The organism is Burkholderia sp. LK4 (genome assembly GCF_001043615.1).
GTDB classification, from domain to species: Bacteria; Pseudomonadota; Gammaproteobacteria; order Burkholderiales; family Burkholderiaceae; genus Burkholderia; species Burkholderia cepacia.
Genome location: NZ_LDUL01000012.1, coordinates 1 through 24,287, shown reverse-complemented (window position 1 = coordinate 24,287; position 24,287 = coordinate 1). Strand labels below are relative to the sequence as shown.

The window sequence follows — 24,287 nt, the reverse complement described above, 5'->3', positions numbered from 1 at the left end:
ATAAACCGTCTGACAAGTCGATTACAGAAATAAAGGTTCGATCATGTTGAAAGTCACCAAGGCGGTATTCCCTGTTGCCGGCCTCGGCACGCGCTTCCTGCCGGCAACGAAGGCAAGCCCGAAGGAAATGCTGCCGGTCGTCGACAAGCCGCTGATCCAGTACGCGGTCGAGGAAGCGATCGCCGCCGGCATTACCGAGATGATCTTCGTCACCGGGCGCAGCAAGCGCGCGATCGAGGACCATTTCGACAAGTCGTACGAAATCGAGGCCGAACTCGAGGCGCGCGGCAAGGAGAAGCTGCTCGAACTCGTGCGCAGCATCAAGCCGAGCCATGTCGACTGCTTCTATGTGCGCCAGCCGGAAGCGCTCGGCCTCGGCCATGCGGTGCTGTGCGCGGAAAAGCTCGTGGCGGACAACCCGTTCGCGGTGATCCTCGCCGACGACCTGCTCGACGGCAACCCGCCCGTGATGAAACAGATGGTCGACGTGTTCGACCACTATCACAGCTCGGTGATCGGCGTCGAAGAGATCCCGCCGTCGGAGACGAAGTCGTACGGGATCGTCGACGGCAAGGAGTGGGAGGAGTCGATCGTCAAGATGTCGGCGATCATCGAAAAGCCGGCGCCGGAAGTCGCGCCGTCGAACCTCGGCGTGGTCGGCCGCTACATCCTGAAGCCGAGGATCTTCGAGCATCTGCGCGCGCTGAAGCCCGGCGCGGGCGGCGAACTGCAGCTCACGGACGCGATCCAGGCACTGCTCGCCGATGAACAGGTGCTGGCCTACAAGTACCAGGGCACGCGCTACGACTGCGGCAGCAAGCTCGGCTACCTGAAGGCGACGGTCGAATTCGCGCTGCGCCACGCGGAAGTCGGCGCGGAGTTCGACGCGTACCTGCGCTCGCGCGACGGCGCACACCCGGCCGACTGAACGCGGCAAGGGCACAAGGGCTCACTCCGGCGAGCCCGCCCTCACCTCGCCGGCCGGCGCTCAGCGCGCTTCGGCCGGCTTCACCGAGACGACGCCCGGCATCCCGCCCGCGTCGTCTTTTTTCGTCTTGACGAGCCAGCCGTTGCCCGCGCCGAACGGCATCTTCGCGAGCGCGCTCTTCACGAGCGCCGGCGCGGCCTGCTGCGTGCCCGGCTCGCGATCGCGCAGCGACGCCGTCACGCGATAGACGTCGGCCCCCGACTTCGCGTCGACGAACTGCAGCGTCAGCACGTGGCGGTATACCTTCCCGGCGAACGGCAGCGCGAGCGGCGACGGCCCGTCGACGGTCACGCATGCGCTGCTCGCCGCACCGCACTGGTCGGCGACGGCCGCGACCGCCGTCGGCTGCGTCGCGTAGGCGACCGACAGCCGGTAGCGCGCGTCCTTGAGCGGTTTCGCATCGAAGCCGCGGTGCGCGAGTTCGTCGCGCACGAGCGTCTCGATCTGCCGGTATTCGGCATCGTTGGCCTGCGCGGCCGTCCGCACGAAATCGTAGCCGTGTGCATCGGATGCGAACGCGTTCGGCTGCCCGACCGCACTCACGCCGCTCGTCACGCCGGCGCAACCCGTCAACAGCGACGCCGCCAGCGCGGCCGCTGCCCATTCCTTTCTCATGGCTTTCCCCAAATGCCTGCCGTCGTGCCCGGCCCTGTCAGGCGGACGGCTCGTCGATCGCGGGCAGCGACACCGTCACCGCGGTGCCGACACCCACCTCGCTGTCGACCGACACGCTGCCCCCATGGCGCGTGACGACCGTCTTCACGAATGCCATGCCGAGCCCGGAGCCCGAGATTTCGGGCCGCTCGCCGGCATGGAACCGCTTGAAACGCTCGAACAGATGCCGCTGGTCTTCCGGCGCAATGCCGTACCCCTGATCGCGAATCGTACAGAACATCCGCTTCGACGCGTGCTCGACCGCCAGCGTACACGTGATCACGGTATCGGACGGACTGTATTTGACCGCATTGTTCAGCAGGTTCACGAACGCGCGCGTGATCAGCGAGCGGTCCGCGCGCACCCAGCACATGTCGGTGCCGACGTCGGTATCGACGCGGATGTGCTTTGCCTGCGCCTGCGGCCACACCTCGTCGCTCGCATCGATCAGCACGTCGACGAGGCTCGTCACTTCGAGCTGGTACACCTGCGACTCCGCACGCGCCAGTTGCACGAACTCGTCGGCCAGCGACAGCGCGCGGTGCGCATAACGTTCGATCCGCGCGAGCAGCCCGCGCATCGCATCGGTTTCGGCGCGGTCGCGCTCGATTTCGACGAGCGCGAGAATCGACGACTGCGGCGAGCGCATGTCGTGCGACAGCAGGTGCAGCGCTTCCTCGCGCTGCCGCTCGGCCGCATGCAGTTCGGTCACGTCAACGAGACCGGCGATCCAGCCCGTCACGCGGCCCTGCGCGTTCGTGCAGGCCGCGTAGCGTAGCAGATGGTCAAGCCCGTCGCGATCGCGCACCTCGATGCCGCGCGCCATCGCGTCGTGCTCGGCCTCGAGCGTCGGGTCGAGCACGGCCGGCCAGTGCTCGCGGATCGCCGCGTCGTGTTCGGCGTTACCGTCGACGGTCTTCATGAACGTCAGCTCGCCGAGCGCGGTGCGCAGCGGCCGCCCTTCCGGCAGCGGCAGCGACAGGCGCGACCCGTAGCGCTTGGCCGCATGGTTCGCAATCAGCACGGTGCCGGCCAGGTCGGTCACGAAGATCGGCTCGGGCATGCTGTCGAGGCTGTCCCACACGAAGCGCTTCATGTCCTGCACGCGCTGCGCGGCTTGCGCCATCAGCGCCATCTGCCGCTCGAGCACGTCGCCGCCGACGCTGCGCGTGCGCGGCGCCTCGGGCAGCAGGTGCGGCTCGTCGGCGAGCCGCTGCAGTTCGCGGCGCAGGTACGACATCGTCATTTCCAGGCGCCGCCAGTTCCAGATCGGGTAGACGGCGACCAGCCCGAAGATCGCGGGCGCCGGCGACAGCCAGATGCGCGCCTCGAACAGCAGCGCCATGCTCGCGACGACGGCGAGCCCGGCAAGGCTCAGCGTGAGCAGCAGCGCGCGCCACGGCGACAGCATCAGGAAGCCGCCCAGCAGCACGGCGAGCGGCAGCAGCGACGCGGCGAACAGCCCGATGCGCGACGCGGGCGAGATCGCGCTGCCGGTCGCCAGCATGTCGAGCACGTTGGCATGGATGTACACACCGGCGAGCGGCCCGAATTCGCCGGACACGGGCGTCGCGAAGCGGTCGTACAGCCCCGACGCCGTCACGCCGACGACGACGATCTTGCCGCGCAGCGCGTCGGGTTTCACGCGCCCTTCGAGCACGTCGTCGAACGACAGCGTCGGATACGCGGGCGTGTTGCGGCTGAACGGGATCAGGTAGCGGCCCTCGCCCGCCGCGTCGCGCGACAGGTCGTGCGCGTTCTCGCCCGGCACGCCGCCGACCGGATGCAGCCGGCCGCCCTGGATCGCGCGATACACGGGCACCATCAGTTGCGGCCAGCGCACGCGGCCGTCGCTTTCGAACAGTGCGACGCTGCGAACGATACCGTCGCGGTCGACTTCGAGGTTGATGTGGCCGAGCCCGACCGCGCGCGCCGCGAGCGCGGCCACGGGCGGATCGACCGCGCGCGTGCCGTCCGCCTGTTCAGGGCTCAGCAGCACGGGCAGGAAGGTCGGCACGCGGCTCATCGCGTCCGCGAACGCGCGATCCTCCGCGGACGGTTCGGTAAACAGCACGTCGTAGACGACGGCAGCCGGCTGCGCGCGCGCCAGCGTGTCGAGCAGCCGCGCGTGCACGTCGCGCGACCACGGCCAGCGGCCGAGCGCGGACACGCTCTGGTTGTCGATGTCGACGACCACCACGTCGGGCGACAGCGGCAGGCTGCGCAGCATCAGCAGCCGGTCGTAGATCAGGCCATCGACGCTCGTCGACAGGCGGCCGAGCGCGCACGCGAGGATCACCGCGATCCCGAGGCAGCCGATCGCGATCCATTCGATCAGGAAGCGGCGGCCGAGGCGCCGCCGCGGGGAAACGGAGTCGGGTTTCATGCGCCGCGGATCAGCGCGACAGCGTGAACGCGCTGACCGGACTGGTCTTCTCGTAGAACTTGCCGCCTTCGAATTCCTCGACCGTCACGGCCCAGAAATAGTCGCCCGGCGGCAGGTGCGCGACGGTGATCTGGCGCGCATGCAGGCCGACCTGGTCGACGACCGGTGCGCTCAGGTCCTTCGAGCGCGACAGCACGAACCGGTAACGCGCATCCTTGCCCGAACCGTTCGGCGACCAGCGGAACTCGTAGCCGCCGGCGCCGGGCGACGCGCTCGCGTCGAGCCCCATCACGCGGCGCTCGAACGCATACGTGCGCGGCCGGCCCTCGAGGCCGTTCGCGTCGATCGCGGCGACCCGCACGAAGTAGTTTCCGTTCGGCACGTCGTGAAAGACCGCCCGCGGAGAATCGGTGCGCGTTTCGCGGAACAGGTCGAGCAGCCCGGCGTCGTGCGCGAGCTGCAAGCGGTAGGCATGCGCGTCGGCCAGCGGCGCGACGTCGAATGTGACGTCGGGCTCGTCCTGCACCTTGTCGGGGTGCGCGAGCGCCGGTGCGGGCAGCAGCTCGACGGGCGTGCCGACCGCGCCGGACGATGTCGCGACGCTGCCGAAATTCGCATGCACGAGCGTCGGACCGGCCGGCTGCCGATCGCCCGCGACACCGACGGTACCGTCGAGCACTTCGACGCGCGTCGACGCGCTACCGGCCGCGTCGTAATTCACGCGAAAGTGCGTACCGCGCACGCCGGCCACGACCGACGGCGAACGGATCTGGAAGCGGTCGTCGCGTTTCTTCAGATGGGTGACCTCGCTGTCGACCGAGCCGCGCGTGAGTTCGAACTCACGATCGAGCGTGCCGGTCAGCACCGTGCGGCGCAGCGCCTTCAGGTCGAGCTGGCTGTCGGGCGGCAGGCTCATGTGCGTGCCGTCGGCAAGCTCGAGCGTCACGAAGCCGTTCGGGCCCGTGCGCACGCGATCGCCCTCGGCAAGCGTCGCATCGTTCGCGAGCGGCGCGTAAGCGTCGCCGGACGCGCGTTCGGCCGTCCCCTGTACCGCGATGACGCGCGCGGTCAGTTTTTCCTTGCGCAGGCGCGCCACCGGCAGTTTCAGCGCGATGCCGGGCTGCAGGTGTTTCGGCGCGGGTACGCCGTTGATCTGCTGAAGCAGTTGCCAGTCGTCCGCGCCCTGCAGGTAGCGCGCGGCGACGTCGTACAGCGTGTCGCCCGCCTGCGTGCGGTAGACGACCATCTTGCCCGCCGCGGCTGGCGGCTGCGCGGCCGCATGCTGCGCGGCGAACGCAAACGCGACCGCGCAGGACACACGCAGCGCCGCCGTCCGCAGGTTCGCCGTGTGCTGCGTGATTCCCGTGGTCACTCCGGTTCTCCCTGGCCGACCCGCTCGAGCCGGTAGCCGTAGCCGTAGATCGGCGCGAGGCGATAGCCGTTTTCGGGCCGCAGGCCGAGCTTGGTGCGCAGCATCGAGATGTGCGTATCCATCGTGCGCGACGGGATGTCGGTCGCCTGCTTCCACACGAGATCGAGAATGTGCGCGCGCGACAGCGGCCGGTCGAGGTGCTGGAACAGCAGCAGCGCGAGCTCGAATTCCTTCTGCGTGAGACTCACGGCCTTGTCGCCGACGTAAGCCTGCTTCAGGTTCACGTCGAAACGGAATTGATCGAATTCGCGAACGGTTGCCTCGGCGTTGACCGGATACGCGCGGCGCAGCAACGAGCCGATGCGCGCACGCAGGATCGGGCCCGACACGGGCTTGACCACGTAATCGTCGGCGCCGGCGTTGAGGATCTGCGTGATCCCCGCCTCGTCGTCACGGCTCGTCATGAAGATGATCGGCAGGCTGTGCTCGGTCTGATTCGCACGCACCCACTTCAGCACTTCCTCGCCGGACATGTCGGGCACGTTCCAGTCGAGCACCAGCAGATCGAAGGTCTCGCGCTGCAGGCGCTTCTTCAGGGCCTTGCCTTCCTTGAACGCATAGCACGTATGGCCGACGGCCGTCAGCGTTTGACTGACGAAATCCGTCTGGGCCGGATCGTCATCCAGTACAGCAATTCTCATAGCACCCCGCAAATCGAAATCGATTCGTCCAGTTCAGCTCCCCGCCCCAACCCCGGCCGCGCAGCATGTGCGCGGCTTCCGGATACCGGCCGGCGAGCCGTCGTTCGCCGCTCGCGCCACCTGCGCAAACCGGCGACCCCGGCTAAATATCTCAAAAACGGGGCACGGACGAACCGGCGATTTCATCATAGTAGTATGAAATTCGCCAATAAATTGCGCGGACTACCGTCTTTTCTTCGAATAATGCTTCCCGTCGCGCAATCGGGCGCCTAGTCGACGCCTGCGATGCCGGCCACCGGCTCGGCAACATCGTCGGCCGGCACGTGCGGCGGCAGCGGTTCCGAATGCGCCGGTTGTACAAGCATCCGCTGCAGCTGGCCGCGCACGCGCTCCCACGCGGCGGCCGCGTAATCCGGCTGGCTCGCCGCCCACGCCTGCGCCAGATCGAACACGCGCTCGATCGTCGCACCGCAGTAGGTCAGGCCCGAGCCGTCGTCCAGCGCGGCGTCGCGCAGCCGTTCGTCGAGCCACTCGGCCAGCCACGGCATCTCGGCCGCGGCCGAATCCGCGTAGGCTTCCAGCGCCGCACGCGCGTGACGATCCTGCTGCGGATCGAGCTCGATACGGCTCAGTCCCGATACGCTGCGTTCCGCTCCGGACGGACTTCGAATGGTCCCTGGTCTGAAGGACATGTCCTCTCCCCGTTGTACGACGGTAGCGTCAGGCATGGCCCCCGTGCCCGCCGTAAGACGTACCGTGGCCGGCGCATCCGCTGGGAGCGGACGACCGGCCGGGTCAGTATACGCAGCCGGTCACGAAGCGAGGTTTAAGAATTGTCAGAAAAGCGCGGCCTGGCTGGCGCCAGGCGCGGCCGGCAGCATGACGCCGGCCTTCAGCGGCGGCGCATCAGGAACACGAAGGTCTTGTCCTGCGTCGTCGATTCGACGATCTCGTTGCCCGTCTGCTTGGCGAACGCGGCGAAATCGCGCTGCGAACCCGGATCGGTCGCGAGCACCTTGAGGATTTGCCCGCTTTCCATATCGGCGAGCGCTTTCTTGGCACGCAGGATCGGCAACGGGCAATTGAGCCCGCGCGCGTCCACTTCCTTGTGAATCTGCATCGGCTGTCGACCTTCGAATGTCGCGCCACACGCGGCGCGGGAAGAAGCCGCGATTTTACCGCAGCGCCGCCGCGCCTGCCCGGGCAGGCCAGGGCCCGGCCCTCGCGGGCACCGGGTTCACGCGCCGGAGAAGCCGCCCGCGAGCCGTTCCCGCAGGTGCCGCACGAGCGCGCGCACCGCGCTCGGCACGACCGGGCTGTACGGGCGGATCGCGAAGATGTGGTCGCCGAACGCGCCTGACGGCCGCCAGCCGTCGAGCAGCGCGACGAGCCGGCCGGCGTCGAGATCGCGCTGCGCGCTGAAGTCCGGCAGCAGCGCGATGCCGAGCCCGCCGAGCGCAGCTTCGCGCATCGCCTCGCTGTTGTTCGCCGCGAAACTGCCGCGCACCGGCACGCTCACGCGCTCGCGCCGCCGGCCGTCCGGCTCGAAGCTCCACGCGGCCGGCTCGTGCTCGCGCAGGTAGCACAGGCAGCTGTGCTCGACGAGTTCGCTCGGGTGCCTCGGCGCGCCGCGCGCGTCGAGGTAGTCGCGGCTCGCGACGAGCAGCGAACGCGTGTCGCACAGCTTCCACGCGACGTGGGTCTGCGGCGCGGTGGTCGTATGGCGGATCGCGAGGTCGAAACCCTCCTGCGTCAGCGAATGCAGCCGGTCCGACAGGTCGAGCTCGATATGCACGCCCGGATGCCGCCGCAGGAAATCGGGCAGGTGCGGCACGACCTGCTGGCGCCCGAGCGCGACCGGCACCGTCACGCGCAGCAGGCCGCGCGGCTCCCCGGCCAGGTCCTTCACGCGCGCGAAGTGCTGCCCGATCGACTCGAACGCGTCGCGCGTGCTGTCGACGAGCGTCTGGCCCGCGTCGGTGAGCCGCACGCTGCGCGTCGTGCGCCGCACGAGCGGCACGCCGGCCGCTTTTTCGAGATCGGCGATGCGCTGGCTCATCGCGGCCTTGCTGATGCCGAGCCGCTGCGCGGCGGCCGTGAAACTGCCGGCCGCGGCCAGCACCGTCAGCGAATGGATATGCGGCCAGAGCGCCTGGACATTTTGCTGATTCATCCGCCAATTATTCAGAATTCTGAACAGTGAATCAAGCTGCGCGGCCTTCTCCCGCCCGGCGCGTTTGCCTAGACTGGGTGCCGTCCACCCTACCCGATCCCTCAGGAGACACGATGAATCCGGTTCCCGCGTACACCTCCGACGCCGACGTCGGCCACTATGTCGACGGCGCGCCCGTCTCCGGCCGCAGCGGCCGCTTCCAGGACGTGCTCAATCCGGCGCTCGGCCGCGCGGTGCGCCGCGTCGCGCTCGCCGACGACAGCGAAGTGCAGCAGGCCGTCGCGTCGGCCCATGCCGCGTTCCCCGAGTGGGCGGCGACGCCGCCGATCCGCCGCGCGCGCGTCCTGCATCGCTTCCTGCAACTGATGAACGAGCACCGCGACGCACTCGCGGCGATCATCACGGCCGAGCACGGCAAGGTGTTCTCCGACGCGCAGGGCGAAGTCGCCCGCGGCATCGACATCATCGAATTCGCGTGCGGGGTGCCGCAGCTCCTGAAAGGCGACTTCACCGACCAGGTCAGCACCGGCATCGACAACTGGACGATGCGCCAGCCGCTCGGCGTCGTCGCGGGCATCACGCCGTTCAACTTCCCGTGCATGGTGCCGTGCTGGATGTTCCCGGTCGCGATCGCGACGGGCAACACGTTCGTGCTGAAGCCGAGCGAGCGCGACCCGTCGGCGGCCTTGTTCATCGCCGACCTGCTCACGCAGGCCGGGTTGCCGGCCGGCGTGTTCAACGTCGTCCAGGGCGACAAGGGGGCGGTCGACGCGCTGCTCGACCATCCGGACGTGCAGGCCGTCAGCTTCGTCGGCTCGACCCCGATCGCGGCCTACGTGCAGCAACGCGCGGTGCAGTCGGGCAAGCGCGTGCAGGCCCTCGGCGGCGCGAAGAACCATCTGGTGGTGATGCCCGATGCGAACCTCGAACAGGCCGTCGACGCGCTGATCGGCGCCGCGTACGGCTCGGCCGGCGAACGCTGCATGGCAATCAGCGTCGCGGTGCTGGTCGGCGACGTCGCGGACAAGATCGTGCCGCTGGTGGCCGAGCGCGCCCGCAAGCTCGTGATCGGCGACGGGATGTCGCCGGAAGTCGAGATGGGCCCGATCGTCACCGGCGATGCACTCAAGCGCATCGAGGGCTATATCGAGCAAGGCGTGAACGAAGGCGCGCAACTGGTGGTCGACGGCCGCGGGCTGCGCGTGCCGGGCCGCGAGGCAGGCTTCTTCACCGGCGGCACGCTGTTCGACCACGTGACCCCCGACATGCGCATCTACAAGGAAGAAATCTTCGGGCCCGTGCTCGGCTGCGTGCGCGTGAAGGACTTCGGCGAGGCGGTCGACCTGATCAACGCACACGAGTTCGGCAACGGTGTGTCGTGCTTCACGAGCGACGGCGGCATCGCGCGCGAATTCGCGCGGCGCATCCAGGTCGGGATGGTCGGCATCAACGTGCCGATTCCGGTGCCGATGGCGTGGCATGGCTTCGGCGGCTGGAAGAAGAGCCTGTTCGGCGACATGCACGCGTACGGCGAGGAAGGCGTGCGCTTCTACACGCGCCAGAAGTCGGTGATGCAGCGCTGGTCGTCGAGCATCGGCAAGGGTGCCGAATTCGCGATGCCGACCGCGAAGTAATTGCCTGAAGGCACACCGGGTGCCGGTTGCCGGGTGCCGGCCGCGCTCGCGGCCGGTACGCCGGCAGGCGGCGTCAGCCGGCCTTCGTGCCGTGCGCGCCGTCGGCGGTCGGCAGGTACGACAGTTCGAGCCGATACGCGAGCGCGACGAACAGGCTCTGCGCGAGGCCCATCGTGGCCGTCAGCGCGCGGAAGCCGAACGTCTCGCTGTCCTGCACCATCAGCGTCACCTCGGCCTCCCGTGCAAGCGGGCTCATCCGGCTGTCGGTGATCGCGATCAGCCGCGCGCCGCGTTGCACGGCCTGCTGTGCGACCTGCACGGTTTCCTCCGCATACGGCATGAACGAGATGACGATCATCACGTCGCCCTCGCGCACCGACCGGATCTGCCCGAGATGCATGCTGCCCAGCGCGCTGAACAGCCCGATGCGCTTGTCGGTGTGCTGCAGCGCGTAGTCGAGGTACACGGCGATCGGAAACGCGCGCCGCGAGCCCGCGATCCAGATCGCCTGGGTTTCGGCGAGCAGGTCGACGGCCTGCGCGAGCGCCTGCGAATCGAGCGTCTGCCGCAGCTGCTGCATGCCGGCAATGCTGCCCTTGATGAACTCGTCGGCAATCTGTTCGGGCTGCAGGCTCGACGAGCCCGACTCGATCACGTCGCGCAGCCGCAGGTTGTACGCGCGCCCCGGCGCGATCTGCTGCGCGAGCCCTTCGCGGAACAGCCGCTGCATCTCGGAGAAGCCGGAAAAGCCGAAATGCTTCGCGAAGCGCACGACGGCCGACGGCTGGACGCCGCACGCCTCCGCGAGCGACTGGATGCCCTCCAGGCCAAGCTGGTCCCGATGCGTTTCCACGTGGCGCGCAATCACCTTCAGGCGATTGCTGAGGCCGTCGTACTCCTGCGTCAGGTGCTGCAGGAACTGCTCGACGGTGGCGGGAGGTTTCTCGGATGAACTCATCGGATAGCGCGAAGTTGACGGCCCCGATGCGCGCGCGACACTGACGGACGCGGCCCGGGGCTCACCTGAACACATGCATGAAGGGCGAATTTAATCACGTTTGCGGCGCGGCCCGCGCCACGTGCTCGCTCCCACGCGCTCGATCATCACTTGCCTACGCTCCACGGCGATACTGGAAGCGATTGTCCAACGCTCTCGCGGCGTCGTAAAGATTAGGGCGTCTACCAAGCCGCCATCGGGGTGAAGCGGCGAGCAACGGAAAAAGCGGCAAAGGCGGCAGAAGCAGCAGAAGCGCAGACATGCGGCAAGCAGCCTGCCCGCGCCGCCGGTTCAGCGATAGTCGATCCACACGCCGCCCGCATCGGCGGAGCGCACGCAGTTCTCCACCCAGCGCACGCCTTCCACGCCCGCATGGACATCCGGAAAACGAATGTTCTTCAGCGCCGCGGCGTCGCCGCGATCGGCCGCATCCATCGCAAGCGCGAAGCGCGCATAGAGGTTCGACCAGGCCTCGAACAGCCCCTCCGGATGCCCGGCACCGATGCGATCTTCGCGCAATGCGTGCGGATGCAGATAACCCATCCCGCGATCGAGCACCTGGGCGGGCTGCCCCTGCACTTCGTAGCGCAACTGGTTCGGATGCTCGTCCCACCATTCGACGCTCGCCTTCGCGCCGATCACCCTCACCTTCTGGCCGTGCATCGAGCCCGCGTTCACCGCGCTCGACCACACGTAACCGACCGCGCCCGTGTCGTACTCCATGATCGTGAACGCGTTGTCCTCGAGCGGCGCGCGGCTCTTCACGAAGCTCTGCCGCGAGCACATCAGCCGCCGGATCTTCAGCTCGGGCGCCATCACTTCGGAGATGTACAGCGGATGCGTGCCGATGTCGCCGAGCACGTAGCTCGGGCCCGCGAACTTCGGGTCGACGCGCCAGCGCGCGGCCGCGCTCGCAGCCTCGACGCCCTCGCTGTGGAACCCGTGTGCGAACTGCATCTGCACGATGCGGATCTCGCCGAGATCGCCGCGCGCGATCATCTCGCGCGCCTGTTCGATCATCTGGTGTCCGGAATAACCGTACGCGACACCGACGATCCGGTTCTTCTCGACCGACAGCCGCTGCAGCGCCTCGGCCTCCTCGGTCGTGAAGCACAGCGGCTTCTCGCAGACCACGTGCAGCCCCGCGTTCAGCGCGGCGCGGCAGATCTCGAAGTGCGTGTTGTTCGGCGTCGCGATCGACACCGCGCGGATGCCGTCCGGGCGGCGCGCCTCGGCGTCGAACATCGTCGCGTAGTCGGGATAACAACGCTCGGCGGCGACGCCGAGTTTCACGCCGAACTGGCGGCCGCGTTCGGGATCGATGTCGAACGCGCCGGCGACCAGCTGGAAGCTGCCGTCGCGCAACGCGGCCGACCGGTGGCTGTAGCCGATCTGGCTGCCGAGCCCGCCGCCGACCATGCCCCAGCGAATCGAATGTCCAAGCAGAATCTGTCCGTCAATCATGATGGTGGTGTTCCTGGTCCGTGTTCAGGGGGTTCGGGGGTGCAACGCGCGATGCATCATGCGAAGCCGGCCGACGCGAGAAACGCGCGGCTCGCGGCGACGTCGCGCAGGCTCGTGCCGGCATTGCGCGGGTCGCGCTCCTGTTCGATCGTGATGTACCCGGCGTAGCCGATGTCGTCGAGCGCGTGGCGGATCGACCGGTAGTCGAGCACGCCGGTGCCGATCGGGCACATCACGCCGCGCGCGCACGCGGCGAAGAACGCGATGTGCTCGCCCATCACCGCGTCGTACACGGCCGCGTCGATGTCCTTGAAGTGCACATAGTCGAGGCGCGCCGCATGGCGGCGCAGCCAGGTTTCCGGGTCCATGCCCGAGTAATGCAGGTGGCCGGTATCCAGACAAAGGCCGGCCGTGTCGGCCGGAATGTCGGCGACGATCCAGTCGATCTCGTCCGCGAATTCGATGTAGCCGCCCGCATGCGGATGGATCACCGCGCGCACGCCGAATTCGTCGCGCGCGATCGTCGCGATCTGCCGGATATGGTCGACCATCCGCGCCCAGTGCTCGCCGGACAGCCGCGGCGCGCGATCGCCGTGGCCGGCCGCGTAGTCGCGTTCTTCATGCCCCCAGTCGATCACGACCAGGTACGGCGCCGCGTAGCGCTGGCCGTCCTGCGTCGGCAGTTTCGGCAGCCGCGTGATCAGTGCGCAGATGTCGCGCGTCTGGCGCAGCAGGTTCGGCAGGTTCTCCGGCGCCACGAGATCGTCGAAGATCGTACCGGCGGTGATGCTCAGGCGTTGCCGCTCGAGCTCGGCGCTCACCACGTCGAGTTCGAGCGGGATGTAGCCGTACGGCCCGAGCTCGATGCCCGAGTAGCCGGCCTGCGCGGCTTCGGCGAGCACCTGCCGCCACGGCGGCAGGTGCGGGTTCTTCACGTCGTCGACACCCCAGCAGCAGGGCGCGCAGCCAATCTTCATCGTCATGTCGGTCTCTCCGGCGGGTCAGCCGCGATAGAACGCGGGGCGTTCGGCCATCGCGATCGATTCGACCGCCCCGCTCTTTTGCGCCCGCACGCATGCGTCGGCCGCGACCGCCGCCGCGTAGCCGTCCCAGGCCGACGGCCCGGTGAGCGCGTGCGCGCGCACGCCGTCGATGAACGCCTGCAGCTCGACGTCGTACGATGCGATGAAACGCTCCTTCCAGTCGGTCATGATCTCGACCGACTGCCGCGCCGCATGCTTGAGCCCCACCGCCGGCGGATCGGGCAGCTTCGCGATGCCCTGCTCGCCGACCACCTCGCACTGGATGTCGTAGCCGTACTGGCAGTTCACGAAGATCTCGACGTCGATGCGCACGCCGCTCGCGGTTTCCAGCAACACGATCTGCGGATCGGCGAGATGCGACGATGCATGGCGCGTCTTCTTCGGATAGACGACCTGCGTGCTCACGTAGTCCTCGCCGAGCAGCCAGCGCAGCACGTCGAGTTCGTGAATCAGCGTGTCGGTGATCGCCATGTCGGTCGTGTAGCGCTCGCCGACCGACTGGTTGCGGTGCGCGCAATGCAGCATCAAGGGCGCGCCGATCTCGCCGCTGTCGATCACGCGCTTGAGCGCGCGATAACCTTCGTCGTACGGACGCATGAAGCCGACCTGCACCAGCCGCTTGCCGTGCGCGACTTCCGCTTCGACGATCCGCATGCAGCCTTCCGCCGTGACGGCGAGCGGCTTCTCGCAGAACACGGGCTTGCCATGCGCGATCGCGTCGAGCACGAACGCTTCGTGCGTCGGGCCCCACGACGTGACGAGCACGGCCTGCACGTCCGCGGCCGCGACCACCTCGTGGCCGTCGGCGTAGATCTCGGCATCGAGCCCGTACTTCGTCACCGCGTCGCGCGCCTGCTGCGGATCGATGTCGTTGACGGCCACGACACGCGCGCCGGACAGCGTGCGGGTCAGTCTGCGGATGTGGTCCTGGCCGATCGCGCCGCAGCCGATCACGCCGATTTGCAAGGTCATCTAACAGTCTCCAGTCGTTCATCTGCGGTGCGACACCCGCCGCACCGGTCGGCAATAGGTCAGCGCGCGGTGCGATCGAAAAAACGATCGACGTAGCGCTGGATCGTCTCGCGCATGTAGCGCGACGACGCTTCCGCGCGGTCCTCCCACGCGAACACGCACGACGACATCACGCCGTCGAAGCCTGCCGTGCCGAGGGCGCGAAAGAACACGTCCCAGTCGATCTCGCCCTGCCCGATGTCGAGATGCTGGTGCACGCGGATCTGGTTCGAACCGGGCGGGTTCACGATGTAGCGCAGCTGGCTGCTCTTGCGGTGGTCGAAGGTGTCGGCCACGCGCACGTGCGCGAGGATCGGCGCGGCCTGCGCGATCATCGCGGCCATGTCGTCGCCGTAGTAGAACGTGTGCGGCGCGATGTACGACAGCTTCAGCGACGGCGAGCCGATGTTCGTGACGATGTCGATCGCCGGCTGCAGCTGCTCGATCCAGTCCTCCGGATGCGGCTCGACCGACAGCACGATGCGTTCGCGCTCGAGGATCGGCAGCAGCTCGTCCATCGAACGGAACCACGCGGCTTCGCACAGCTCCTTCGGGTTCGCGCCCGGCCGTTCGCCGACCGAGCGCTCGGGCGACGCGCCGCGCCCGAACTCCGACACCATCAGCGCGCACTCCATCTCGACCGCCACCTCGATCGCCTTCTTCCAGCAGCGCACGGCCCATAACCGCTCGTCCTCGAACGGGCTCGCCCAGCGGTACATCGGCTGCAGCGACGCGAGGCCGACGCCGCTCGCGCGCATCGCCTGCCGGAAAGCGGCCATCCGCTCGCGCGTCGCGCGCGGCATCACCCACCAGTCGAGAAAGTCGCTGCGCGGCGACAGCTCGATCTGGTCGTAGCCGAGCTCGGCCACTGCGTGCGGCAGGCGGTCGAGCGGCAGGTGGCGAATCATGTAGGGGTCCAGCGCGATCTTCATCGAATGTCCTCGGCGGTGGCGGGTTCCGGACGCAGACGGCGGCACGTGCGGCCCGCGTCCGGCGATGCATGACGGTCAGCGGCGCTTCTTCTTGTTGCGGTACTGGTCGGCGATCACGGCCGCGACGATGATCGCGCCCTTGACCATCTCCTGGTAATACGCGTCGATGCGGATGAACGTGAAGCCCGACGTCATCACGCCGAGGATCAGCACGCCGATCACGGTGCCCGTCACGCGGCCGAGCCCGCCCGACAGCGACGTGCCGCCGATCACGACGGCCGCGATCGCGTCGAGCTCGTACATCACGCCCATGCCCGACTGGCCCGAGATCGCGCGCGCCGCGGTCACGGTGCCGGCGATCCCGCTCAGCAGGCCCGCGATCGCGTAGACGAAGATCAGGTGGCGCGTGACGTTGATGCCCGACACGACGGCCGCGTGACGGTTCGCGCCGATCGCGTAGGTGTACTTGCCGAAGCGCGTGTAGCGCAGCACGACGTGGAAGATCGCGGCGATCACGAGAAAGATGATCACCGGATTGGCGCCTGCTCCGATGGCCGCGAACGGGTCGGTCAGCATCGACACGGGCATCCCGTTGGTGAACCACTTCGCGAACCCGCGCGCGGCCACCATCGTGCCGAGCGTCGCGATGAACGGCGGGATGCCCGTCATCGCGATCAGCGAGCCGTTCAGCAGGCCGACCAGCAGCCCGACGCACACGCCGGCCAGCACGGGCCAGATGATCGGCAGGTCGGTCAGGTGCGGAAACACCGCGCGCGGGAAGTCGGACACCTGCGCGAGACTGGCCGATACGACCGCCGCGGCGGCCACGACCGAGCCTGACGACAGGTCGATCCCGCTGGTGATGATCACGAGGTTCACGCCGACCGCGATGATGCCGATCACGGCCATCTGCAGCACGATGATCTCGAGCCGCTCGGCGTTGAACAGGAAGCTCTGGCCGACGACGATCCAGCCGACGATCTCGAAGAACAGGCTGATGCCGACGAGCACGAGGAAGATGCTCAGTTCGGGCGGCCACTTCGTGTGCCGCGCCTTGATCGTCATGGTCTGCGCATCCGCGACCGGGTTCAGGTTGCCCATTTCTTTGTCTCCAATCTTGTTTCGGCTCAGCGCGACGCGAGATCCATGATGCGGACCTGGTCGGCGTCCTTGCGATCGACGATGCCGGTCATGCGCCCTTCGTGCATCACCATCACGCGATCGCTCATTCCCAGCACTTCCGGCATCTCCGACGAGATCATCAGCACCGCGACGCCCTTGCCGGCGAGCGCGCTGACGAGCCGGTGAATCTCGGCCTTCGCGCCGACGTCGATGCCGCGCGTCGGTTCGTCGAGGATCAGGATGCGCGGCTGCGTGAGCAGCCACCGGCCGATCAGCACCTTCTGCTGGTTGCCGCCCGACAGGTTCTGGATCTCCTCGTGCAGCCCGGGCGACTTCACGCGCAGCATCCGGCTCATTTCCTCGCAGTCGCGCTTCAGCTGCGCCTGCTGCACGAAATTGAACTTCACGTAGCGGTTGCTGAGCACCGCCGCTTCCATGTTCGCGAGCAGGTCGAGATTCAGGAAGCAGCCGGTGTCCTTGCGATCCTCGGTGAGGAAGGCCATCCCGAGTTTCATCGCGTGCGCGGGCGTCGCGATCCGCACCGGCTTGCCGTCGATCCGGATCTCGCCCGACGTGGCCGGCACGACGCCGAACAGCGCCTCCGCGACGTTCGAGCGCCCCGAGCCGACGAGGCCGGCCACGCCGAGGATCTCGCCCGCGCGCAGCTCGAAGCTCACGTCGCGGAACACGCCTTCGACGCCGAGGTTCTTCACCGACAGCACGACGTCGCCGATCGGCACCTCCTCCTTCGGAAACATCTGCGTGATCTCGCGCCCGACCATCATGCGGATGATGTCGTCGCGCGTGACGTCGCTCGACGCATGCGTGCCGATGTACTTGCCGTCGCGGAACACCGAGAACTCGTCGGCGATCTCGAACAGCTCGTTCATCTTGTGCGTGATGTAGACGATGCCCTTGCCCTGCTCGCGCAGCTGGCGAATGATCCGGAACAGGTGCGTGACTTCCTTGTCGGTCAGCGCGGAGGTCGGCTCGTCCATGATCAGCACGTCGGAGTCGAACGACACGGCCTTGGCGATCTCGACCATCTGGCGGCTCGCCACCGTCAGCGTGCGCACGTCGGTTTCCGGATCGATGTCGATCGACAGCCGCTCGAACAGCTCGGCCGTCCGGCGGCGCAGCGCCGCGTGATCGATCAGGCCGAAGCGGTTCTTCGGTTCGCGGCGGATCCAGATGTTCTCCGCGACCGTCATGTACGGCATCAGGTTGAGTTCCTGGTGGATCATCGCGATCCCGCGGTCGAGCGCATCGAGCGGACCGTTCAGCACGACCGGTTCGCCGTTGATCAGGATTTCGCCCTGGTCGGGCGTGTAGACGCCCGCGATGATCTTCATCAGCGTCGACTTGCCCGCGCCGTTCTCGCCCATCAGCGCATGAACGGTGCCGCGGCGCACGCGGAACTGCACGCCGTCGAGCGCGACGACGCCGGGAAAGGACTTGCCGACACCGCGCACCTCGAGCACGCAGTCGGCCGCGGAAGAAGCCGGCGGGGCCGACGAGCCGGCCGAGCCGGACGAAGCGGCCGGCGCGTCGCCGCCGGCCATCGGGCGCGCGATCCTGGCTGTAAACATGGACGTTCCTCGACAAGTCGTGCGCGAACCCGGCCATGCCGGGCCCGCGCAGTTCAACGGATCACCGCTCAGTGCTTCGCGTACTGGTTCATGTTTTCGGGGGTCACGAGCTCGAACGGCACGTTCACGTAACGGTCGACGGGCTGTTTCTTCGCGAGCTTGAGCGCGGCCGCGACGGCCTGCTGCCCTTGCCCGGCCGCGTTCTGGTACACCGACACCTTCAGCTCGCCGCTCTTCATCGATGCGAGCCCGTCCGGCGTCGCGTCGATGCCCGCGACGATCGTCTTCGGCGTCCACTTGCGCGCGGCCTTCAGCGCGTTGATCGCGCCGATCGCCATCTCGTCGTTGTTGGAGATGATCGCGTCGTACTTCGTGCCGGAGCTCAGCCAGTTCATCGTGATGTCCTGGCCCTGCGTACGGCTCCACTTGCCTTCGCGCTTGTCGACGATCTTCATCCCCGCGCAATCCTTCGTCGCGATCACGTCCTCGATGTCCTTCGTGCGGGCGCGCGCCGATTCGTTGGACAACTCGCCCATCAGCACGAGGAGGTCCCCCTTGCCGCCGAGCAGCTTGCACACCTGGCGCGCCTGCAGCGTGCCCGACTGCTTCTCGTCGGACGCGACGACCGCGACGCCGGCCGGCAGCTTGTCGAAATCGACCGGCTTGCGGTTCACGTAGACGAGCGGGATCTTGGCGGCCGTCACCATCTTGGTGATCTTCGGCGTCGCGTCGGTATCGACCGCGTTCACGATGATCGCGTCGACCTTCTGCGCAATCATGTTCTGGACCTGGCTCAACTGCTTGCCGACGTCGTTGCCGCCGTCCTCGATCTGCACCGTCGCACCGTCCTTCTTCGCTGCGTCGGTGATGCTGTTGCGCAGGATGGTCAGGAACGTGTCGTCGAACGACGCCATCGTCACGCCGATCTTCTCGGCATGCGCGAGCGGCGCAGCCAGGATCGCGGCGGCCGCGACGGCCATCAGCTTGGTCTTCATGATCAATCTGTCTCCTCATCTCCGGGGGGCGGAAGACGGCGCGTTGCGCGCCGCCGGGCCGAGTCCGATCGAATCCGATACGGACTGAAGCATCCGGATGAAACTGTAGATCAGTTCCTCTACGATTTGGAAATTTATTTCTACGTGATTTCACCTAGGGAACTGGATTTCCAAAAAGTCTAGACTGCGTCCGTAGCCCGATTCCTTGCGGCAGGCAGTCCCGCGTCGTGCAAGACACGTTGCGGACGGTCGCGATCGGATCGGTCCCCTAATCCGCCGGCATCGCCGAACGCCGGCCGCGAGCGTGACACGTGATATGAGCCTGCTGAACTTCCCGAGTGACCGCCCCATCGATCTCGCCTGCCTCGGCCGCGTGGCCGTGGATCTCTATGCGCAGCAGTACGGCAGCCGCCTGGAGGACGCGCGCAGCTTCCAGATGTATCTCGGCGGCTCGTCCGGCAACGTCGCGTTCGGCGTGGCGCGGCTCGGGCTGAAGACCGCGATGATCTCGCGCGTCGGCGACGAGCAGATGGGCCGCTTCCTGCGCGAGACGCTCGAGCGCGAAGGCTGCGACACGAGCCAGCTGCAGACCGACCGCGAACGCCTCACCGCGCTGGTGCTGCTCGGGCTGAAGGATCGCGACACGTTCCCGCTGCTGTTCGTGCGCGAGAACTGCGCGGACATGGCCGTGCGCGCCGACGAGATCAGCGAGGACTTCATCGCCGGCTGCCGCGCGCTCGCGATCACCGGCACGCATCTGTCGACGCCGGGCACGCGCGAGGCGTCGCTGACCGCGCTCGGTTATGCGCGCCGCCATGGCGTCGTGCGGATTCTCGACATCGACTACCGGCCCGTGCTGTGGGGCCTGACCGCGCGCGGCGCGGGCGAGAACCGCTACGTGCCGGACGCGCAGGTGACGCGACAGTTGCAGCAGGTGCTCGGCGAATTCGACCTGCTGGTCGGCACCGAGGAGGAATTCCTGATCGCGGGCGGCGTGCCGCACGACCTGATCGGGTCGTTGCAGGCGGTGCGCGCCATCACGAATGCGACGCTGGTCGTCAAGCGCGGCGCGCTCGGCTGCTGCGTGATCGAGGGCGACGTTCCCGCCCGCATCGACGACGCCCCGACCTTCCTCGGCGAACGCGTCGAGGTGCTCAACGTGCTCGGCGCGGGCGACGCGTTCCTGTCGGGCCTGCTGTCGGGCCTGCTGCGCGGCCGCGACTGGGCCGAGTCGACGCGCATCGCGAACGCGTGCGGCGCGATCGTCGTCTCGCGCCACGCGTGCTCCGCCGCGATGCCGACGCCGGCCGAGCTTGCACACTGGTTCGACGGCAGCCGCAATCCGGTGGTCGATGCCGATCACACGCTCGCGCACCTGCATCGCGTGACGGTGCCGCGCCGCGAATGGGACGACCTGTGCGTGATGGCGTTCGACCATCGCAGCCAGTTCTACGAACTCGCGGTGCAGGCCGGCGCGGACGAAGCGCGCATCAAGACGCTGAAGCGCCTGCTCGTGCGCGCGGTCGAACAGGTCGAGCGCGATCGTCATATCGCGGGCCACGTGGGCGTGCTGATCGACGGCGGCGGCTACGGCACCGACGCGCTGGCGTCGGCCACCGGACGCGGCTGGTGGGTCGGCCGCCCGGTCGAGCTGCCGGGCTCGCGGCCGCTGCGTTTCGACGAAACGCGCTCGGTCGGCTCGTCGCTCACGCACTGGCCGACCGAACAGGTCGTGAAGTGCCTCGTTCACTATCACCCCGACGACCCGGTCGACTTGCGCGTCGAACAGGAGCAGCGCGTGCTGGAACTGTGGGAAGCCACGCGCGCCAGCGGCAACGAACTGCTGCTGGAAATGATTCCGCCGCGCGCGGTCACGCCGGCCGGCACCGAGGACGATGCGGTGCTGCGCACGATCGCGCGCTTCTACAACCTCGGCGTGAAACCCGAATGGTGGAAGCTCACGCCGCTGAGCGCCGACGGCTGGGCGCGGCTCGCCGCGCTGATCGCCGAGCGCGACCCGCACTGCCGTGGCGCTGTGATCCTCGGGCTGAACCAGCCGCTGCAATACCTGGTCGACAGCTTCCGCTCGGCGACCAACCCGATCGTCAAGGGCTTCATGGTCGGGCGCACGCTGTGGGCCGATGCGTCGCTGAACTGGTTCGCCGGCCGGATCGACGACCAGGTGCTGATCGACGAAGTCGCCGGCAACTTCGCGCAGCTCGTGGATGCGTGGCTCGGCCGCCGTGCCGCGGCCGCCCGCGCCGCCGCGGCCTGACGCGACGCCCGCGACGATCCACCCGAATCCTCTTCACCGACCGACATGACCTCTACCGTAAGACTGACCGTCAGCCAGGCGCTCGTGCGCTACCTGGCCGCCCTGCGCGCCGAAGTCGTCCAGCCCGACGGCCGCACCGCGATCCTGCCGTACTGCGGCGGCGTGTTCGCGATCTTCGGCCACGGCAACGTGGCCGGGCTCGGCGAGGCGCTGCACGCCGAAAAAGACCGGCTGCCGACATTCCGCGCGCACAACGAGCAAGGGATGGCGAATGCGGCCGTCGCGTTCGCGAAAGCGAATTTCCGCCAGCGAATGATGGCGGCGACGTCGAGCATCGGCCCCGGCGCGACCAACATGCTGACCTCCGCCGCGCTCGCGCACGTCGGCCGGCTGCCGCTGCTGCTGCTGCCCGGCGACGTGTTCGTGTCGCGGCTGCCCGACCCCGTGCTGCAGCAGGTCGAGGATTTCGAGCAGGGCGACGTCAGCGCGAACGACTGCTTCCGGCCGGTGACGCGCTACTTCGACCGGATCACGTCGCCCGAGCAACTGCTCGTCGCGCTGCCGCGCGCGATCCAGGTGATGACCGATCCCGCGCAGTGCGGCCCCGTCTGTCTCGCGCTGCCGCAGGACGTACAGACCTTCGCGTACGACTGGCCCGAGGATTTCTTCGCGCCGCCGCTGATCCGGATGCGCCGGCCGCCGGCCGACGCGCTCGAGCTCGCCGATGCGCTCGACGTGCTGAAGGCCGCGAAGAAGCCGCTGATCGTCGCGGGCGGCGGCGTGCTGTACAGCCAGGCGTGGGACGCGCTGCGCGCGTTCGCCGATACGCATGGCGTGCCGGTCGCGGAATCGCAGGCCGGCAAGGGCAGCCTCGCGTGGGATCACCCGCTGAACCTCGGGTCGATCGGCGTGACGGGCTCGCCCGCCGCGAACCGCGCGGCCGCGCAGGCCGACGTGGTGTTCGCGGTCGGCACGCGGCTGCAGGACTTCACGACCGGCTCGCATGCCCTCTACGGCAACGCGACGCTGCTGAGCCTGAACGTGCAGCCGTTCGACGCCGGCAAGAAACGCGGCCGGCAACTCGTTGCCGACGCGCGCACGGGCCTCGGCCAGCTGTCGGCCGCGCTGGCCGGCTGGCACGCCGATCCGGCATGGACGGCAGGCAACCGCGACCAGGCCGCCGCCTGGAACGCGCGCGTGACCGAACTCACGACGCACGTGCCTGACGATACGCTGCCCTACGACGCGGAAGTGATCGGCGCGGTGCGCGACTCCGCGGCTGACGCGGGGCGCGACAGCGCGCGCGACGACCTCGTCGTGTGCGCGGCCGGCACGCTGCCGGCCGAACTGCACAAGCTGTGGCGCAGCGGCGTGCCCGGCAACTACCACATGGACTACGCGTACTCGTGCATGGGCTACGAGGTCGCGGGCGGCCTCGGCGCGAAGCTCGCGCGGCCCGAGCGCGAAGTCATCGTGATCGTCGGCGACGGCTCGTACATGATGCTCAACGCAGAACTCGCGACGTCCGTGATGCTCGGCCGCAAGATCATCGTCGTGATCCTCGACAACCGGGGTTACGGCTGCATCGAGCGGCTGCAACTGAATTGCGGCGGCGCGAGCTTCAACAACATGCTCGACGACTGCGTGCCGGAGGGCGGCGAGCGCTCGACGATCGATTTCGCGATGCATGCGCGCGCGATGGGCGCCGACGCCGTGCACGTGCGCGACATCGCCGAGTTGCGCAGCGAAATGAAACGCGCCCGCGCGGCAAAGACGAGCCAGGTGCTCGTGATCGACACCACGCACCGGCGCACGACCGACGACGGCGGCGCGTGGTGGGAAGTCGCCGTGCCGCAAGTGTCCGAACGCACCGGCGTCGAAGACGCGCACCGCGCGTATCTCGACGCGAAGAGCCGGCAGCGGCGCTGATGGCGCGCGCTGCCCACGAACCCGCCCCGCTAAAAACACATTCGAACCAAGGAAGCCCGTCATGAGCTGGAACGTCCGCATCGGTATCAATCCCCTGTCGTGGATGAACGACGACCTGCCGTCGCTCGGCGGCGAGACGCCGCTCGAAACGGCGCTGAAGGAAGGCGCCGAAATCGGCTATGCGGGCTTCGAGCTCGGCAACAAGTTTCCGAAGACGGGCCCCGAGCTGAAGGCGAAACTCGCCGGGTTCGGGCTCGTGTGCGTGTCGGGCTGGTATTCGGGTTTCCTTGCGGAGGTCGCGCCGGGCATGAGCGACGCCGATGCGGTCGCCGCGGAGATCGAGCGCTGCCGCGCGCACATGACGAAGCTGCAATACAACGACGTGAACGTGGTCGTGTACGGCGAATGCGCGGGCACGATCCAGGGCAACATCGACACGCCGGTCGCGAAGCGGCCGCGCTTCGTCGACGAAGACGCATGGCGGCGCTACGCGGCCCGCCTCGACGCATTCGGCGCGCATCTGCTCGACACGTACGGCATCAAGCTCGCCTACCATCACCACATGGGCGCATATGTCGAATCGCCCGACGACGTCGACCGGCTGATGGCGCTGACCGATCCGGCGAAGGTGTTCCTGCTGTTCGATACCGGCCACGCGTATTTCGGCGGCGCGGCCGACCCGGTGACGCTGTTGAAGAAACACGTATCGCGCGTGGTCCACGTGCATTGCAAGGACGTGCGGCCGCAGGTCGTCACGCAGGCGCGCAACAGCGGCTGGAGCTTCCTGAACGGCGTGATCAACGGCACCTTCACGGTGCCCGGCGACGGCGCGCTCGACTACGAGGCGACGCTGCGCACGCTGAAGGATGCCGGCTACGAAGGCTGGCTCGTCGTCGAGGCCGAGCAGGATCCGGCCGTCGCGCCGAGTTATGCGTATGCGAAGAAGGGCTACGAATCGCTGCGCGCGATCGTCGACCGCTTGAGCGCGTGAGCCCCGTCACCCCCGCTGTCCCCCCATTGCG

Annotated in this window: 20 protein-coding genes; 5 read left to right on the top strand and 15 right to left on the bottom strand. The window is 68.1% G+C overall.

The window, feature by feature from the left end; genetic code table 11:
* Positions 1-43: 43 nt before the first annotated feature.
* Positions 44-928, top strand: a complete 885-nt coding sequence (gene galU / locus VK92_RS07730; protein ID WP_021162362.1) for a UTP--glucose-1-phosphate uridylyltransferase GalU — start codon at positions 44-46, stop codon at positions 926-928.
* 60 nt (positions 929-988) lie between these two features.
* On the opposite strand, the gene VK92_RS07725 is transcribed toward galU, so the two are convergent.
* The 7 genes from VK92_RS07725 to VK92_RS07695 all read right to left on the bottom strand — a co-directional run bounded on the left by VK92_RS07725 (position 989) and on the right by VK92_RS07695 (position 8,274).
* Positions 989-1,603, bottom strand: a complete 615-nt coding sequence (locus VK92_RS07725; RefSeq protein ID WP_048025564.1) for a DUF4136 domain-containing protein — start codon at positions 1,601-1,603, stop codon at positions 989-991.
* A gap of 37 nt (positions 1,604-1,640) precedes the next feature.
* Positions 1,641-4,028: a CHASE2 domain-containing protein gene (locus VK92_RS07720; protein ID WP_048025563.1), complete on the bottom strand. Its 2,388-nt coding sequence runs from the start codon at positions 4,026-4,028 to the stop codon at positions 1,641-1,643.
* 10 nt (positions 4,029-4,038) lie between these two features.
* Positions 4,039-5,400: a FecR family protein gene (locus VK92_RS07715; RefSeq protein ID WP_048025562.1), complete on the bottom strand. Its 1,362-nt coding sequence runs from the start codon at positions 5,398-5,400 to the stop codon at positions 4,039-4,041.
* Positions 5,397-6,101 (bottom strand): response regulator transcription factor, encoded by a 705-nt coding sequence (locus VK92_RS07710; RefSeq protein ID WP_006490421.1) that lies wholly within the window; start codon positions 6,099-6,101, stop codon positions 5,397-5,399. Before VK92_RS07710 ends, VK92_RS07715 begins: the two co-directional genes overlap by 4 nt.
* A 269-nt stretch (positions 6,102-6,370) precedes the next feature.
* Positions 6,371-6,793, bottom strand: coding sequence for a hypothetical protein (locus tag VK92_RS07705; RefSeq protein ID WP_021162366.1), 423 nt, complete (start codon positions 6,791-6,793; stop codon positions 6,371-6,373).
* 200 nt (positions 6,794-6,993) lie between these two features.
* Positions 6,994-7,221, bottom strand: a complete 228-nt coding sequence (locus VK92_RS07700) for a sulfurtransferase TusA family protein (protein WP_006402122.1) — start codon at positions 7,219-7,221, stop codon at positions 6,994-6,996.
* A gap of 117 nt (positions 7,222-7,338) precedes the next feature.
* A complete protein-coding gene (locus VK92_RS07695) occupies positions 7,339-8,274 on the bottom strand; it encodes a LysR family transcriptional regulator (protein WP_048025561.1) in 936 nt (311 codons plus the stop codon).
* Positions 8,275-8,387: 113 nt separating this feature from the next.
* Here VK92_RS07695 and VK92_RS07690 point away from each other — a divergent pair, with 113 nt between their 5' ends.
* A complete protein-coding gene (locus VK92_RS07690; protein WP_027787736.1) occupies positions 8,388-9,908 on the top strand; it encodes a CoA-acylating methylmalonate-semialdehyde dehydrogenase in 1,521 nt (506 codons plus the stop codon).
* Positions 9,909-9,981: 73 nt separating this feature from the next.
* Here VK92_RS07690 and VK92_RS07685 read toward each other — a convergent pair whose 3' ends face one another.
* The 8 genes from VK92_RS07685 to VK92_RS07650 form a co-directional block, all read right to left on the bottom strand.
* Positions 9,982-10,866 carry a MurR/RpiR family transcriptional regulator gene (locus VK92_RS07685; protein ID WP_021162369.1) on the bottom strand — a complete coding sequence of 295 codons (885 nt, stop codon included), beginning with the start codon at positions 10,864-10,866 and terminating at the stop codon, positions 9,982-9,984.
* A 330-nt stretch (positions 10,867-11,196) separates the two neighbouring features.
* Positions 11,197-12,369, bottom strand: a complete 1,173-nt coding sequence (locus tag VK92_RS07680; protein ID WP_021162370.1) for a Gfo/Idh/MocA family protein — start codon at positions 12,367-12,369, stop codon at positions 11,197-11,199.
* A 56-nt stretch (positions 12,370-12,425) separates the two neighbouring features.
* Positions 12,426-13,352, bottom strand: coding sequence for a TIM barrel protein (locus tag VK92_RS07675; protein ID WP_048025560.1), 927 nt, complete (start codon positions 13,350-13,352; stop codon positions 12,426-12,428).
* 18 nt (positions 13,353-13,370) lie between these two features.
* The gene (locus tag VK92_RS07670) at positions 13,371-14,384 is read right to left on the bottom strand and encodes a Gfo/Idh/MocA family oxidoreductase (RefSeq protein ID WP_021162372.1); all 1,014 of its coding nucleotides are present in this window, start codon (positions 14,382-14,384) and stop codon (positions 13,371-13,373) included.
* Positions 14,385-14,443: 59 nt separating this feature from the next.
* Complete coding sequence (locus VK92_RS07665) at positions 14,444-15,355, bottom strand: sugar phosphate isomerase/epimerase family protein (protein WP_048025559.1); 912 nt, start codon at positions 15,353-15,355, stop codon at positions 14,444-14,446.
* A gap of 75 nt (positions 15,356-15,430) precedes the next feature.
* A complete protein-coding gene (locus tag VK92_RS07660) occupies positions 15,431-16,456 on the bottom strand; it encodes an ABC transporter permease (protein ID WP_048025558.1) in 1,026 nt (341 codons plus the stop codon).
* 26 nt (positions 16,457-16,482) lie between these two features.
* Positions 16,483-18,066, bottom strand: a complete 1,584-nt coding sequence (locus VK92_RS07655; RefSeq protein ID WP_048025557.1) for a sugar ABC transporter ATP-binding protein — start codon at positions 18,064-18,066, stop codon at positions 16,483-16,485.
* Between the two features lie 68 nt (positions 18,067-18,134).
* The gene (locus VK92_RS07650; RefSeq protein WP_048025556.1) at positions 18,135-19,061 is read right to left on the bottom strand and encodes a sugar ABC transporter substrate-binding protein; all 927 of its coding nucleotides are present in this window, start codon (positions 19,059-19,061) and stop codon (positions 18,135-18,137) included.
* A 316-nt stretch (positions 19,062-19,377) separates the two neighbouring features.
* Between VK92_RS07650 and VK92_RS07645 the strand changes: the two genes are divergently transcribed.
* From VK92_RS07645 to iolE, 3 genes are all read left to right on the top strand, one after another.
* Complete coding sequence (locus tag VK92_RS07645; protein ID WP_048025555.1) at positions 19,378-21,336, top strand: bifunctional 5-dehydro-2-deoxygluconokinase/5-dehydro-2-deoxyphosphogluconate aldolase; 1,959 nt, start codon at positions 19,378-19,380, stop codon at positions 21,334-21,336.
* A gap of 45 nt (positions 21,337-21,381) precedes the next feature.
* Complete coding sequence (gene iolD, locus VK92_RS07640) at positions 21,382-23,265, top strand: 3D-(3,5/4)-trihydroxycyclohexane-1,2-dione acylhydrolase (decyclizing) (RefSeq protein WP_048025554.1); 1,884 nt, start codon at positions 21,382-21,384, stop codon at positions 23,263-23,265.
* Positions 23,266-23,326: 61 nt separating this feature from the next.
* The gene (iolE, locus tag VK92_RS07635) at positions 23,327-24,256 is read left to right on the top strand and encodes a myo-inosose-2 dehydratase (protein WP_021162379.1); all 930 of its coding nucleotides are present in this window, start codon (positions 23,327-23,329) and stop codon (positions 24,254-24,256) included.
* The last annotated feature ends 31 nt before the right edge of the window (positions 24,257-24,287 follow it).

What these genes read in the sequence shown, in the direction of transcription:
- VK92_RS07645 (WP_048025555.1), top strand. Translation starts at nt 19,378, where the DNA reads ATGAGCCTGCTGAACTTCCCGAGTGACCGCCCCATCGATCTCGCCTGC.
- VK92_RS07675 (WP_048025560.1), bottom strand. Translation starts at nt 13,352, where the DNA reads ATGACGATGAAGATTGGCTGCGCGCCCTGCTGCTGGGGTGTCGACGAC.
- VK92_RS07690 (WP_027787736.1), top strand. Translation starts at nt 8,388, where the DNA reads ATGAATCCGGTTCCCGCGTACACCTCCGACGCCGACGTCGGCCACTAT.
- galU (WP_021162362.1), top strand. Translation starts at nt 44, where the DNA reads ATGTTGAAAGTCACCAAGGCGGTATTCCCTGTTGCCGGCCTCGGCACG.
- VK92_RS07655 (WP_048025557.1), bottom strand. Translation starts at nt 18,066, where the DNA reads ATGTTTACAGCCAGGATCGCGCGCCCGATGGCCGGCGGCGACGCGCCG.
- iolE (WP_021162379.1), top strand. Translation starts at nt 23,327, where the DNA reads ATGAGCTGGAACGTCCGCATCGGTATCAATCCCCTGTCGTGGATGAAC.
- VK92_RS07665 (WP_048025559.1), bottom strand. Translation starts at nt 15,355, where the DNA reads ATGAAGATCGCGCTGGACCCCTACATGATTCGCCACCTGCCGCTCGAC.
- VK92_RS07670 (WP_021162372.1), bottom strand. Translation starts at nt 14,384, where the DNA reads ATGACCTTGCAAATCGGCGTGATCGGCTGCGGCGCGATCGGCCAGGAC.
- iolD (WP_048025554.1), top strand. Translation starts at nt 21,382, where the DNA reads ATGACCTCTACCGTAAGACTGACCGTCAGCCAGGCGCTCGTGCGCTAC.
- VK92_RS07680 (WP_021162370.1), bottom strand. Translation starts at nt 12,369, where the DNA reads ATGATTGACGGACAGATTCTGCTTGGACATTCGATTCGCTGGGGCATG.
- VK92_RS07720 (WP_048025563.1), bottom strand. Translation starts at nt 4,028, where the DNA reads ATGAAACCCGACTCCGTTTCCCCGCGGCGGCGCCTCGGCCGCCGCTTC.
- VK92_RS07660 (WP_048025558.1), bottom strand. Translation starts at nt 16,456, where the DNA reads ATGGGCAACCTGAACCCGGTCGCGGATGCGCAGACCATGACGATCAAG.
- VK92_RS07725 (WP_048025564.1), bottom strand. Translation starts at nt 1,603, where the DNA reads ATGAGAAAGGAATGGGCAGCGGCCGCGCTGGCGGCGTCGCTGTTGACG.
- VK92_RS07700 (WP_006402122.1), bottom strand. Translation starts at nt 7,221, where the DNA reads ATGCAGATTCACAAGGAAGTGGACGCGCGCGGGCTCAATTGCCCGTTG.
- VK92_RS07685 (WP_021162369.1), bottom strand. Translation starts at nt 10,866, where the DNA reads ATGAGTTCATCCGAGAAACCTCCCGCCACCGTCGAGCAGTTCCTGCAG.
- VK92_RS07695 (WP_048025561.1), bottom strand. Translation starts at nt 8,274, where the DNA reads ATGAATCAGCAAAATGTCCAGGCGCTCTGGCCGCATATCCATTCGCTG.
- VK92_RS07710 (WP_006490421.1), bottom strand. Translation starts at nt 6,101, where the DNA reads ATGAGAATTGCTGTACTGGATGACGATCCGGCCCAGACGGATTTCGTC.
- VK92_RS07650 (WP_048025556.1), bottom strand. Translation starts at nt 19,061, where the DNA reads ATGAAGACCAAGCTGATGGCCGTCGCGGCCGCCGCGATCCTGGCTGCG.
- VK92_RS07705 (WP_021162366.1), bottom strand. Translation starts at nt 6,793, where the DNA reads ATGTCCTTCAGACCAGGGACCATTCGAAGTCCGTCCGGAGCGGAACGC.